At 53.0% G+C, this 12,919-nt stretch carries 15 protein-coding genes; 1 reads left to right on the top strand and 14 read right to left on the bottom strand.

All coding sequences use genetic code 11. From position 1 onward, the window contains the following. Positions 1-117 precede the first annotated feature (117 nt). From B5F80_RS11230 to B5F80_RS01175, 14 genes are all read right to left on the bottom strand, one after another. Entirely contained in the window at positions 118-258 is a 141-nt protein-coding gene (locus B5F80_RS11230; protein WP_158099942.1) for a hypothetical protein, read from the bottom strand. Between the two features lie 79 nt (positions 259-337). Beyond that, positions 338-778, bottom strand: a complete 441-nt coding sequence (gene sufU / locus B5F80_RS01235) for a Fe-S cluster assembly sulfur transfer protein SufU (protein ID WP_087476980.1) — start codon at positions 776-778, stop codon at positions 338-340. A 13-nt stretch (positions 779-791) separates the two neighbouring features. Beyond that, positions 792-2,012 carry a SufS family cysteine desulfurase gene (locus tag B5F80_RS01230; RefSeq protein WP_087476979.1) on the bottom strand — a complete coding sequence of 407 codons (1,221 nt, stop codon included), beginning with the start codon at positions 2,010-2,012 and terminating at the stop codon, positions 792-794. Positions 2,013-2,025: 13 nt separating this feature from the next. After that, positions 2,026-3,036, bottom strand: coding sequence for a SufD family Fe-S cluster assembly protein (locus tag B5F80_RS01225; RefSeq protein WP_239386276.1), 1,011 nt, complete (start codon positions 3,034-3,036; stop codon positions 2,026-2,028). Between the two features lie 96 nt (positions 3,037-3,132). After that, positions 3,133-4,569: a Fe-S cluster assembly protein SufB gene (sufB, locus tag B5F80_RS01220; RefSeq protein ID WP_087476977.1), complete on the bottom strand. Its 1,437-nt coding sequence runs from the start codon at positions 4,567-4,569 to the stop codon at positions 3,133-3,135. Positions 4,570-4,600: 31 nt separating this feature from the next. Next, positions 4,601-5,335: a Fe-S cluster assembly ATPase SufC gene (gene sufC / locus B5F80_RS01215; RefSeq protein WP_087476976.1), complete on the bottom strand. Its 735-nt coding sequence runs from the start codon at positions 5,333-5,335 to the stop codon at positions 4,601-4,603. Positions 5,336-5,580: 245 nt separating this feature from the next. Then, positions 5,581-5,769, bottom strand: coding sequence for a hypothetical protein (locus tag B5F80_RS01210; protein ID WP_087476975.1), 189 nt, complete (start codon positions 5,767-5,769; stop codon positions 5,581-5,583). Then, the gene (scfB, locus tag B5F80_RS01205) at positions 5,762-7,195 is read right to left on the bottom strand and encodes a thioether cross-link-forming SCIFF peptide maturase (RefSeq protein ID WP_087476974.1); all 1,434 of its coding nucleotides are present in this window, start codon (positions 7,193-7,195) and stop codon (positions 5,762-5,764) included. The genes B5F80_RS01210 and scfB overlap by 8 nt, the downstream gene beginning before the upstream one ends. A 66-nt stretch (positions 7,196-7,261) precedes the next feature. After that, positions 7,262-7,402: a six-cysteine ranthipeptide SCIFF gene (gene scfA, locus B5F80_RS01200; RefSeq protein WP_087476973.1), complete on the bottom strand. Its 141-nt coding sequence runs from the start codon at positions 7,400-7,402 to the stop codon at positions 7,262-7,264. 64 nt (positions 7,403-7,466) lie between these two features. Then, the gene (locus tag B5F80_RS01195; RefSeq protein WP_087476972.1) at positions 7,467-7,862 is read right to left on the bottom strand and encodes a hypothetical protein; all 396 of its coding nucleotides are present in this window, start codon (positions 7,860-7,862) and stop codon (positions 7,467-7,469) included. 55 nt (positions 7,863-7,917) lie between these two features. Further along, the gene (gene nth, locus B5F80_RS01190; RefSeq protein ID WP_087476971.1) at positions 7,918-8,571 is read right to left on the bottom strand and encodes an endonuclease III; all 654 of its coding nucleotides are present in this window, start codon (positions 8,569-8,571) and stop codon (positions 7,918-7,920) included. Then, the gene (larE, locus tag B5F80_RS01185) at positions 8,572-9,402 is read right to left on the bottom strand and encodes an ATP-dependent sacrificial sulfur transferase LarE (protein ID WP_087476970.1); all 831 of its coding nucleotides are present in this window, start codon (positions 9,400-9,402) and stop codon (positions 8,572-8,574) included. 11 nt (positions 9,403-9,413) lie between these two features. After that, complete coding sequence (locus B5F80_RS01180; RefSeq protein ID WP_087476969.1) at positions 9,414-10,208, bottom strand: ADP-ribosylglycohydrolase family protein; 795 nt, start codon at positions 10,206-10,208, stop codon at positions 9,414-9,416. Between the two features lie 136 nt (positions 10,209-10,344). After that, entirely contained in the window at positions 10,345-11,796 is a 1,452-nt protein-coding gene (locus B5F80_RS01175; protein WP_087476968.1) for a nicotinate phosphoribosyltransferase, read from the bottom strand. 185 nt (positions 11,797-11,981) lie between these two features. Between B5F80_RS01175 and B5F80_RS01170 the strand changes: the two genes are divergently transcribed. Then, positions 11,982-12,884 (top strand): DMT family transporter, encoded by a 903-nt coding sequence (locus B5F80_RS01170; protein ID WP_087476999.1) that lies wholly within the window; start codon positions 11,982-11,984, stop codon positions 12,882-12,884. The last annotated feature ends 35 nt before the right edge of the window (positions 12,885-12,919 follow it).

Raw genomic sequence — 12,919 nt, 5'->3', positions numbered from 1 at the left:
TTATTGGTATTACCTGTTTTGAAATCTTATTGCTAAGACCTCGCACTCTGGCGTATTGTTTCGTATCACACTGTTCAGTTTTCAAAGGCCATGCCGTCTCGCGACGACTCGTATATCTTACCAGACTCGTCCGGGCTTGTCAAGCACTTTTTTGAAGTTCTTTTCAAGCGAACCGGCTATCCGGCCTGCCGCGGCGTCCTGCCGCAACAGCTTGTTTAGTATATCCCCTTTTCGTCCTGTTGTCAATACGTTTTTCAAAAAAAGTATGCCGCCTCAATGCATTTTCTCATAACGCAATGGGAGGCGGCATGTATACTCTAGTTTAAAGGGCCGGCAATTATTGTGTCTCGCCGCGTTCGACGGCTTCTTTCAGCGTATGCCATGCTAAGACGGCGCATTTGACGCGGGCCGGCATATTAGAAATATTTTTAAGAGCTATGGCGTCTTCCAATTCCTCCAGCTGGTCTTCATCGGTAATATTCCGCTTAATCATTTCCAAGAATAAATCGACTAGGCGGAGAGCTTCCTTTACCGATTTCCCCTTGATGATATCTATCATAATATCTGCCGACGCCTGGCTGATAGCGCAGCCGTGGCCGGTGTAGGCCGCATCGACGATGACGCCGTCCCGGATATTGGCTTGCAGCGTAATGTCGTCGCCGCAGCTCGGGTTATGGCCTCGTTCTTCCATCGTATAGATCTTCAGCAAGCGCTTGTTTTCCTGGCGCTGGTTATGTTCTAAAATAATATCAGAATATAACTCGTTCATTGCTTCCATATCGTCCGCCTCCTCAGTCCTTGTAGCCCATCTGCCTGCGCACTAAGGGCAGCGTTTCCAGGAAATACTCTACTTCTTCTATCGTATTATAGATGTAGAAGCTGATGCGGTTCGACGCTTCCGCGCCGATATGAGCGCCGAAAGGCTGGGCGCAGTGATGGCCGGAACGGATAGCGATGCCGTAGCTGTCAAGAATTGTCGCCGCATCGTGGGGATGGACGCCGTCTATCATGAAGGCGATGACGCCGGTCTTTTCTTCCGGGTCCGTACTGCCGATAATGCGGATGTGCGGAATCTTCTTCATCCCCTCCAAAGCCCGGACGACTAAGGCATGTTCGTGTTCTTCAATAGCCTCCCAGCCCAAGCGTTCGAGATACTCAATGGCCGCATGGAGGGCCACGGCGCCTTCGACGTTTTCCGTGCCGGCTTCAAATTTAAAAGGCAATACGTTGAAGGTCGTCGTTTGTTCCTGTACATATTCGATCATGTCCCCGCCCAGCAGGAAGGGTTCCATGTCATTAAGAAGTTCTTTTTTGCCGTAGACGACGCCCGTACCGGCAGAGCCGAGCATCTTGTGTCCGGAAAAAACCATGAAATCACAGTCCAGCGCCTGTACGTCGACTTTCATATGCGGCACCGCCTGCGCGCCGTCATACACGACGACGGCTCCAACAGCGTGGGCTCGTTCAATGATTTTTTCAGCCGGCACCTTCATGCCCAACACATTGCTGACGCCGGCGAAGGCTACGATTTTAGCAGATGTATCAATCTTAGCCAAATCGTCTTCCGTAAAATGACCTGTTTCGTCGAGATACATATATACCAGCTCCGCGCCGGTCGCACGGCAGACCCGCTGCCATGTCACGAGGTTGGCATGGTGCTCTGAAATAGGGATGATAATTTTATCTCCCTTTTGCAAGTGCGTTTCGCCGTAACTCCGAGCGATGAGATTCATCCCTTCCGTCGCATTGCGTACGAAAATGACTTCTTCGCCGCTGCGGGCGTTGATGAACCGGCGCACGGCTTCCCGCGCCTGATCATAGGCTTCAGACGCTTCGACGCTGAGGATATGAGCGCCGCGATGGGGGTTGCCGTTATGGTTTTCTAAAAAATCGACGACGGCCTGAATGACCTGCCGCGGTTTCTGCGTCGTCGCCGCGTTGTCGAGATACACGAGCTGATGGCCGTTGTGCCGTTTCGTTAAAATGGGAAAATCATTGCGTACATTCAGCATAGCTATCACCTTTCTATCCTTGGGAATTCATCCGTTCTCGCACGGTTTGGAGCACCCGCTCCGCCAGCGTGCCGTCGCCTAAGGCGTCGACAACAGGACGGATATGGGACTCGACGATAATCGCCTGGGCGCCTTGATAGTCGAAGCCGCGGCTCATGAGATAAAACAGCGTGTCCTCGTCAATCTGCCCGGCGCTGGAAGCATGATTGCCGACGACGTCGTCCTCCTTGCACAGCAGTAGGGGCACGGAAATCGAATGGACTTTAGGACTCAGGAGAATGCACGTATCGGCTTCAGACCCGACGGCCTTTTTGCTTCCCCGCAGGAAATCGATAGTGCCGCGAAAAGCTTTTTTCGCTTCGTCCTGCAAAGCCCCCGCTATGGCGACGTCGGCTTTCGTCTTTTTGCCCTGCATGGGAATCCAGTAGGAAAAATCGACGATTTGCTTATCTTTGCCTAAATACAAGCTTTTGCTGTCAAAGGAGCTTTCATCGTACAGGAGATCCGTTTTGTAATATACGACGGCTTCCTTTGCCCCCAGCTCGGCGCTGACGTATTCGACGGAACTGCCTTCGGCAGTTTCGGCATACCGGTGCTCGATGTGGCGGACATTGCCTTCGTGAAGCTGTACCTTCACGATTTTGACATGAGCGCCTGCCTCTGCACGGATGTAATGCAGGAAGTTTACCTCGCCGCCAGCGGCGCCGCCTTCAAATACTAAATATACTGTTACGTCGCTGCCAGCTCCGGCCGTAATGCGAAGCTGCCGGTTCAACGTCGGATGGTCGTCGTTTACTTCATATACTAAGCGGGCCGTCCCCTTGGCTCCCGCTTCGGCTTCAATGGCGCATCCCTTATCGGCATGGCGCAGGGCCCGTTCCAGCGCTTCGGCATTGGCCCCTTGAAACTCTCCCAGGTCGGGCATGCCGTTTCCCTGATAAAAATATAGGGAAATGTCCCCTTCACGCTGATGCTGCGGCGTATATCTGCCCGATGGCCGTTCCGGCAGAGGTTCAAGCTCCAAGTTATTGACTTTTATTGTCCGAAATGTGGGCCGGGGAAGCTCATTATATAGTTGCATCACAGGTTTTGTCTTTACGTTCATGTATATCTCCCCTCCTTAGGTCAATGACCCTTTTAATTCGAGGTTAATCAGATTATTCATCTCTACGGCGTATTCCAGCGGAAGAGCTTTGGAAACAGGTTCTACGAAGCCCTTGACCAGCATCGCCCTAGCTTCATCTTCGCTGAGGCCGCGGCTCATGAGATAGAAAACGGCTTCGTCGGAAATGCGGCCGATAGATGCTTCATGGCCGAGATCGACGTTGTCGTTCTTGACGACAATGGCCGGAATCGTATCGGACTGCGACTGTTCATCCAGCATCAGCGATTCGCAGCTGACGTTGGCCTTCGCCCCCTCGGCGCGGGGATTGATGACGACGCTGCCGCGGTAAATGCAGACGCCGCCGTCCTTGCTGATGGACTTGGAATTGATATTGCTCGTCGTCTTCGGCGCGTTATGGACTACTTTCGATCCCGTATCGAGATACTGCCCTTTCCCGGCAAAGGTAACGCCTGTAAATTCGCAGTGCGCCCCTTCTCCCTGCAGGATACTCATGGGGTACAGGCAGGATGTATGGGAACCAAAAGACCCTGTCACCCAGTTGATCGTGCCGTTTCGGCCGACAATCGCCCGTTTTGTATTTAAGTTGTACATATTCTTCGACCAGTTTTCTATGGTCGAGTAGGTCAGCGACGCGTCGTCGCCGACAAACAATTCGACGCAGCCGGCGTGGAGATTGGCTACGTTGTATTTCGGCGCGGAACAGCCTTCAATGAAATGCACCTTCGCGCCGTTTTCCACAATAATCAGCGTATGCTCAAACTGGCCGGCTCCAGGCGCGTTCAAGCGAAAATAGCTCTGCAGCGGAATGGATACGTCTACACCGGCCGGCACGTATACATAGGAGCCGCCAGACCAGACGGCGCCGTGGAGAGCGGCAAATTTATGATCCGTCGGCGGCACGAGCTTCATGAAATGAGCCTGAATGATATCCCCGTATTCCCGCAGTGCCGTTTCAAAGTCCGTGTAGATGACGCCCTGCTGCACCAGCTCTTCCTGAATGCTGTGGTATACGACTTCCGAATCGTACTGGGCTCCTACGCCGGCCAGGGACGTCTTTTCCGCCTCGGGAATCCCCAGTCGGTCGAAGGTGTCCTTGATGTCGTCGGGCACGTCGTCCCAGCTGGCTTTCATCTGCGTATTGGGCCGGACATAGGTAACGATGTCGTCCATATGGAGTTCGCTGATATCGGGACCCCAAACAGGATATTCCAGATGGTGAAAAATATCCAGCGATTTCAAACGGAAATCGAGCATCCATTTCGGTTCCTTTTTTTCAGCCGAAATGGTCCGGACAATGTCTTCCGTCAAGCCGGCCTCGGTTTTATAGGAATAGGTAAAGTCCTTTTTAAAGTTATATATATTGCTGAAATCAGAAAACGCTTCGATCGTCCTGCGTTCGTCTTTCCGCTTCTGTTCCGCCGCATTAGCCATAGTAGTCATGACATGGTACCTGCCTTTCTCTTTATCTAAAGCTGTCGTATCCTTTTTCCTCGATGACCTGGATCAATTCCGGGCCGCCGGACTTGACGATTTTTCCGTCGATGAGGACATGAACCACGTCCGGCTGAAGGCCCTGCAAAATTTCGCTGTGATGCGTAATGACCATGAGAGCGTTCCCCTCGTCATGGTATTTCGCCACCGTCTGCGACACGACGCGGACGGCGTCGACATCGAGACCCGAGTCGATTTCATCCAGCATGGCCAGCTTCGGTTCCAGCATGCACATTTGAAGGATTTCCGTCTTCTTTCGTTCGCCGCCGGAAAATCCGTCGTTGACGTAGCGGGAAGCATAGGAGCTGTCCATTTTCAGTTCTTCCATCTGCGCTTTCAGCTTTTTACGGAAAGGCATGATGCGCTGCGTTTCGCCGCTTATCGTGCTCTTAGCGCTGCGGGTAAAGTTCTCCACAGAAATTCCCTGCACGGCAATGGGCGCCTGGAAAGCCATGAAAATTCCCGCCTTAGCCCGTTCGTCTACGGGCATGCGCGTAATATCCTTTCCTTCGAAGAAAATACTGCCGCCTGTAACGGTATACTTCGGATGCCCCATGACGGCGTTGAACAACGTCGATTTCCCTGCACCGTTCGTTCCCATAATGACGTGAACTTCGCCGGCACGGACGGTTAAATCCAATCCCTTTAAGATTTCCTTTCCTTCAACTTCTACTTTCAGCCCTTCTATGTTTAATAATTCTGCCATAATGCTTCACTCCTGCGCGTCTATAAATAATATACAATTACTCCAAATTAAAAGTACACCTTTACGATGCACTTTTGCTTACATCCATAGCATACTCCTGTTTTATCATAAAGTCAACAAAATTAGTAGACTTTTTTATATTTTATTTTCTACATCCACTTTCAAGATATGCTCCGTTCTTTCCGAATACAAAAACGCGCAGGAGAAATCGGCGTTCTTCCTGCGCGTCGCATACGGATATCCTATTATATGTCGTCTTTTTGTTTTTCTTTCATTCGCCTGCGAAGGTCGCTCTTCATCCACCACTGCATGACAAAGACAAAAGCCAGCAGCAAGAGCAGTCCGACCAATTCCGTCGTCGGCCCCTCTTTCGCAATCGCATACAGGAGATAGAGAAATACGACGAGCACCAAGCCTCGTTTCAGCTTATTCACAGGCGCCGCATCCTTCGCAGTCATCCCGGTCGTCGCCGAATAAGCGGGCCTTTTGGCCGCGCATGGCTAATACGGCCTGGATGTACATGGCGCATTCAATGCGCTTCTTCTGAATCTTGCAGCTCAGGGCATACGGCATTTTGATATCTCCGCCGTATTTGATATTGTTGGCATGGCAGCCGCCGCTGCAGAAGAATTTTGCCCAGCAGTCGCAGCAAATCGGCTTGTTGAGGACGTGCATATCGCGGAACAAGGGCGGCAGTTTTGTATCCGTAACGCCGTCATATACATTGCCGATGACGTACTCGTCCTGGCCTACGAACTGGTGGCAGGGATATATGTCGCCGTTCGGCACGACGCACATATACTCATGGCCGGCGCCGCAGCCTCGGAGACGCTTGGCAATACAGGGTCCGCGGTACAAGTCCATGATGAAGTGGTAGTAGATAAAAGGGCGGCCTTCATCCATGCGCTGCAAATATAACTCTGTCAGGCGATCGTATTCTTCATAAATGCGGGGCAAATCATCTTCCGTAATGGCATAGGACAAATCGTCGCCTACGACAGGTTCCATAGACAGGCCTTCAAAGCCTAAATCGGCCATGTGTTCCACGTCTTTGGCAAAGTCCAGGTTGTATTTCGTATAGGTGCCGCGGACGTAGTATTCTTCGCCGTCGCGGTGCTCCGCCGCGTAGACGAGATTTTTAGCGCACGAATCATAGGAGCCGCGGCCGCCGGCGTCGGGACGCATGCGGTTGTGCACTTCCGGACGGCCGTCGAGGCTCAGGATCAGGCTGATGTGATTTTCCGTCAGGTATTTGACCTTGGCCGGGTCCAGCAGCATGCCGTTCGTCGTCAGAGACAGCTTAAAGACTTTATCGTGGATTTTTTCCTGCTCGCGGATGTATTCGATCGTCTGCTTGACGACGTCGAAATTCATGAGGGGCTCACCGCCGAAAAAGTCGATTTCACAGTGCTGCCGCTTCCCTTCGGTACTGCGGATAAGCAGGTCGACGGCCCGTTTCGCGACGTCGAAGCTCATGAGCTCCCGCCTATGCGTGTCGTAGTCGCCCTGCGACGCGAAGCAGTATTTGCAGCGCAGGTTGCAGTCGTGAGCAATATTTAAGCACAGGGATTTCACGATCGGCTCTTCTTCGGCGACGACCTGGAAGTCATCGGCCATAGGCGCAAAGAGCAGTTCCTTTTCGATGAGCTCGTCCAGCTCGCCCAGCGTTTCCTCTATGTCTTCTTTGGCATACGTGCCGGCGAAGGCCTCGTACACGGCGTCTTTATTCGTTCCGTCGTATACGTCGAGAATGTCGTATGTCATCTTATCTATTACGTTGATAATGCCGCTGTTGACGTCCAGCAACATGTACGTGCCGTTTTGACAATACTTGTGAATCATCGGTTTTATCGTAGTCATTATTCCTCCATACAACAAGAATACCCTTTACCTGACGGTAAAGGGCGTCCTCATAAACAATGTTGATTATTTCGTGCAGACCTGATTGCCTACGGTGCAGGACGTTTTGCAAGCGGACTGACAAGAAGTCTGACATTCGCTGCAGCCAGCATGCTGCGTCGTTTTCTGAATCGATTCCGTATTAATCGTAATGATATGTTTTGCCATTATCTTTCACCTCACTGTCAAGACTGTTTTTATTGTATCACATCACTCGTATTTCGACAATATATTAAAGGAGCTTAACGCCTTTAAAGACGAAGTTTTTGCCCATAGAAACGACGATGGACCGTTCTTCAAAGACGTTGTTCGTATCGAAGAAGATATCAAAGCCGCCGTTATAGGTCACGTACACGGAATTGATGCGCTGCAGGTAGCCGCATATTTCCTCTGCCGATACTTCGGGCTCTCCGTCAGCCCGCCATTTCTTATTTTTAAAATTAGCGATGAGGGGCGCGTGGGCCATAACGCGGGAGCGGTGCGCCAAAATCCATTCCCATACGTATTCGCCATAACGGCGAGCTTCTTCGTCCCGGCCTTCTTCCAGCCCTTCCAGCATGAACAAGACCGGCCTGCCTTCACACATGATTTCATCCATATAGCTGCCCTTTACGTATTTTAAATCCATATTGAATGAACCCTCCCCCATTATTAAAATGGCTGTAGCCTAAGCATGTTCTATCTTACCGAGTTTTAGCTTTTTTGTCAATTGACGAGGCAGGACACAGGTCGGCCAGGAAACAGTCGTCGCAGGCCGGCTTGCGGGCCTTACATACGCGGCGGCCATGCCAGATGAGCCAGTGATGAGCCCGGCTCCACCATTCTTCGGGAATAGCTTTCTGCAAGCCCTTTTCGACTTCCAGAGGCGTCTTTCCCTCGGCCAGCTGCAAGCGGTTGGACACACGGAATACGTGCGTGTCCACGGCGATGGCCGGCGTGTCGAATAAGATGCTGACCAGCACGTTCGCCGTCTTGCGACCTACGCCGGGCAGCTTGACCAGTTCGTCAAAGGTCTGAGGCACTTCGCCGCCGTACTGTTCGCACAAGATAGCGCAGTTGGCTAAGATGTTCTTGGCCTTGCTGTGATACAGGCCGCAGGTACGTATTTTTTCTTCCAGACCTTCCAGGCCCAGGGTCAGCATCTTTTCCGGCGTGTTATATTCCGGAAACATGCCGGCCGTGACGATGTTTACCCGTTCGTCCGTACACTGGGCCGATAAGATGACGGCTATCATGAGCTCGAAAGGCGTCGTATAATGCAGAGCCGGCTTCATGATGCCGTACTGATCCTGAAACCGCTGCAGCATTTCCTGCTTTATTTTCTTCGTAATTGCCATTTATGTTTCCTCCCTCGTCTCGATTCCTTCGTTTAAGCTTCCCATGGCATATCCGCCCAAATCGACGGTCACGTAAGTAAATCCATAGCCGCGCAGGGCCTGGACGATTTCCTCTCCATGCTGCAGCACAGCCGGGATTTCGTCTCGTCCCACTTCGATGCGAGCGACGTCGCCGTGGTGACGCACGCGCAATGACCCCTTCACAAAGGGGGCGATGTACGCCTCGGCTTGGTCGACCTGGCGCAGACGCTGGGGCGACAAGGGCACGCCGTAGGGAATCCGGCTGGCCAGGCAGGCCGCGCTCTGCTTGTTCCACGTCGGCAGGCCGAGCAGTTTTGAAAGCTCCCGTATGTCCCCCTTCGTCAGCCCCGCTTCCACCATGGGACTGCGCACGACGTCGGCCAATTCTTTCAGGGCCTTCATGCCGGGACGGTAATCGCCTAAGTCGTCGACGTTGCTGCCGTCGGCGACCCACCGGTACCGGCGCTCTTTCGCCAAAGCCGCTAAGGCAGTAAAACGTATTTTCTTGCAGATATAGCAGCGGTCCGGCTGATTCTTGACAAATTCCTCATTTTCAAACTCCTGCGACGGCATGACGACATGGGGGACTCCCATCTGCGCCGCCAGCTGGCAGGCTGCGCGCTCTTCCCCTTCAGGCAAGGTCGGCGACACGGCCGTTACGGCCAAGGCCTTATCTCCCAATACGTCCCAGGCAACATAGGTCAAAAAGGTGCTGTCTACGCCGCCGGAAAAACCGACGACGACGCTTTCCATATCGGCGACGATAGAGCGCAGCCTTTCATATTTCGTTAACAGTTCTGTATTGTTCATGGTATCGATCCTTACTTCATATATTGCCCTTCAAAAGCTATGACGACAGACTGCATATCCTTCGGCAAGTAGGACCAGGCCTTCTGCCACAGCCGGTCGGGCACGCCGTAAAACGCCTCGGCAATGGATCCGGCTATAGCCGCCTGCGTATCCGTATCGCCTCCTAGGGACACGGCATTGCCAATAGCGTCCTGCAGACTATCGCTTTCCAAAAACGTTTCAATCGCTTCCGGCACGCTGTCCGCTGTCCGGCAGGTAAAGGCATATCCAGGCCGTATTTCATCGAGAGATGCCGTCAAGGGATAAAAATACTTCCTCATATAAGCGCGGATATCGTCTTTACTGCTCCCGGTGCGGGCTAAATATATGGCGGACGCCACGGCAACGGCTCCCTGAATGGCTTCGGGATGGTCGTGAGTGACGAGGGCCGTAATTTCCGCCAGGGCCTGCACCTCGTCCAACGAACGGCCAACCCAAGCGGCAGGCGCTACGCGCATGGCCGCACCGTTGCCATAACTTCCGTACGGCGCGCTGTCGTCCGACGAAAACCAGCAGGCAAACTGCCGGCCAAATCCGGCGTTTGGGTATCGGCGGCACCAGTATTTCAGCTGCCGCCGCAGCGGCTTGATATACCCGCAGCGCGATTCCTTTCCTTCGGCTAAGGCCGCCGCGACGGCCACAGTCGTCACCGTATCGTCCGTAAACCGCGAGCCCTCGGCAAACCAGATGAAATCCTTCGTCTTAACCGGACTTGCGCAAAATTCATAAGGCGAACCGACAATATCGCCCAAAATCGTCCCTTTCATTCGTCCACCTTCTTATTTCAACTACAAGAAACGCATATATGATGTATTATATCATAGTACGCAAGAGTCCGCCTATGCCATAAAAAAACACTGCACATCCCGTTGGCCGGAATATGCAGTGTCCTATTCATGCTGCTTAAAAGAAATGCAACGATTCTTCTTTCAAAACCTTTTCCCGCAATGCCGAAACCTTAGCGCTGCGCTGTACCCACATTTCTTCCGGGTTGACGAGGCGCTGGTATTCAGGCCACAAGCTGTCCATCTGTTCGTCCGCATAGGCGATGATATCCGACAAGGACGGCAGGTCGTAGACCAGCTTCCCTTTCAGGAAAATCGGCTGGAGCATCGTCTTGACTTCAAAGGAATTGGCCGGAATCAGCCGCGACCGCCACGGCGCTTTGTCGCTGGTCAAATGCAGGTCCTGCGTCGGATCGATCGTTTCTCCTTCCAACGCGATGATGTCCGCCTTCATCTTGCCCGTCTTTTTATCGTAAATGCGCAGGACGTTTTTGATCCCTGGATTCGAAATTTTTTCGGCGTTGTCGCTCATCTTGATTTTCGGCACGAAGGCATCGCCGTCGTATTGGCCGACGAGCTTGAATACGCCGCCCAGGGACGGGCTGCCCTTCGCCGTAATCAGATTGGTGCCGACGCCCCACGAATTGATAGCGCAGCCCTGAATCTTCAATTCGGAAATAAGCGTTTCATCCAGGTCGTTCGACGCGGCGATCACGGCGTCGCCGAAACCTGCTTCCTCAAACATCCGGCGGGCTTCCTTCGACAAGTAGGCCAAGTCGCCGCTGTCCAAGCGGATGCCGTAAGACTTAGGCAGCGTGCCGGCTTCCTTCATTTCCTGGAAAACCGTAATGGCGTCGGGCACGCCCTGCTTGAGAGTATTGTACGTATCGACCAGCAGGATGAGGTTGTTCGGATACTGCCGGGCGTAGGCGCGGAACGCTTCCAGTTCCGTCGGAAAGCTCATAACCCAGCTGTGAGCCATCGTCCCCAGAATAGGGATGTGGAACAATGCGCCGGCCAGCACGTTGCTCGTGCCGTTGAAGCCGCCGATCATTGCCGAACGGGCGCCGTACACGCCGGCCGATTCTCCCTGTGCCCGGCGCAGGCCGAATTCCATCAGCGCGTCTTTGCCGGCGACGGTACGGACGCGGCGGGCCTTCGTAGCGATGAGGCTTTCATGGTTCATGATCATGGACATGCACGTTTCTAAGAGCAGGCATTCGTCTTTTTTGGCATGAACGCGCAGGAGTACTTCCTGCGGAAAAGCCACGGTGCCTTCCGGCATGGCGTAGATGTCACCGGTAAAAGACCAAGTCCGCAGATATTCGAGAAATTCATCGCAGAAAATCCCCGTCTGTTTCAAGTAGTCTATGTCGTCATCGCTGAAATGGATGCGGGAAACATAGTCGATCAAGTGTTCCAATCCGGCGACGACAGTATAGCCGCCGTTGAACGGATTGCTCCGGTAATACCGGTCAAACACGCAGTACTGCTCGTGTTTGCCTTCTAAAAACAGCCCCTGCATCATCGTCAGCTGATACAGGTCCGTCAGCAATGCATTAGTATACAATACACTCGCCTCCAAATTAATTCTACGTATATTATACATCATATGAATGAATAGGAGCAATGAAATTTTGCCATTCCGTTGCCCGGCCAGCTCTGCCGGCGCTGCGGCGGCCCCTGTATTCGCCGCAGGTTTCATGGTATAATAAATTCGTTCTGCATATTTTTATACGAAAGGAGCATCAGCACGTGAAATATCGACTTATGCTTTTACTCACAGCCCTCGTCTGGGGCTGCGCCTTCGTAGCCCAGCGCACGGGCATGGAAACGATCGGCCCCTTCGCCTTCAACGGGCTCCGGTTCTGGCTGGGCGCGCTGTCCCTTTTTCCCGTACTGTATATGAACCGCCGCAAGGACAAGGAAACCTACGCGGCTCCGCCTAAGGGGCTGACCCTCGTGACGGCCAGCGCGATTCTGGGATTTTTCCTGTTTTCCGGCTCTTCCCTTCAGCAGGTTGGACTCATTTATACTACGGCCGGCAAAGCGGGATTTATCACGTCCCTGTATATCGTAGCCGTCCCCCTGATCGGCCTCTTGATGAAAAATACACTGCGCCTGGCCCATATCCTCGGCTGCCTCATTGCCGTGTCGGGACTGTATCTGCTGGCTTTTCACGGCGGCGGCGATGCCGTCAACTTCGGCGACCTGCTGAATCTCATCGGCGTCGTCTTCTGGTCCCTGCATATTTTATTCATCGACCGGTTCGTACCGTATTTTTCCGGCATCAAGCTGGCTGTCGGCCAATTTATCGCCTGCGGCTGCTACAACTTTATCGCTATGCCCTTTTACGGAGAAACGCTGACCCTCGCCATGATCGTCGCCTCGGCGGTCCCCATCCTCTACTGCGGCATTTTATCCAGCGGCGTCGGTTATACCCTGCAAATCGTCGCCCAGCGCAAGGTCCCGCCGACGGAGGCATCGCTCCTCTGCAGTTTCGAAATGATTTTCGGCGCGTTGGCCGGCGTGCTTCTGCTCGGCGAATGGATGAGCATGCGCGAGTTCATGGGCTGCGTCCTAATGACCATCGGCATCTTCTCCGCGCAAATCCCCAGCCGGGCGATTCTGCAGTTCAGAAAAAATCTATCCTATTAATAAAAAGCTGTCATGATGCAGAACCTCTCCTTCAT

This window comes from Megasphaera sp. An286 (genome assembly GCF_002163455.1).
Lineage (GTDB): Bacteria > Bacillota > Negativicutes > Veillonellales > Megasphaeraceae > Megasphaera > Megasphaera stantonii.
This window is presented reverse-complemented; position numbering and strand designations above follow the sequence as displayed.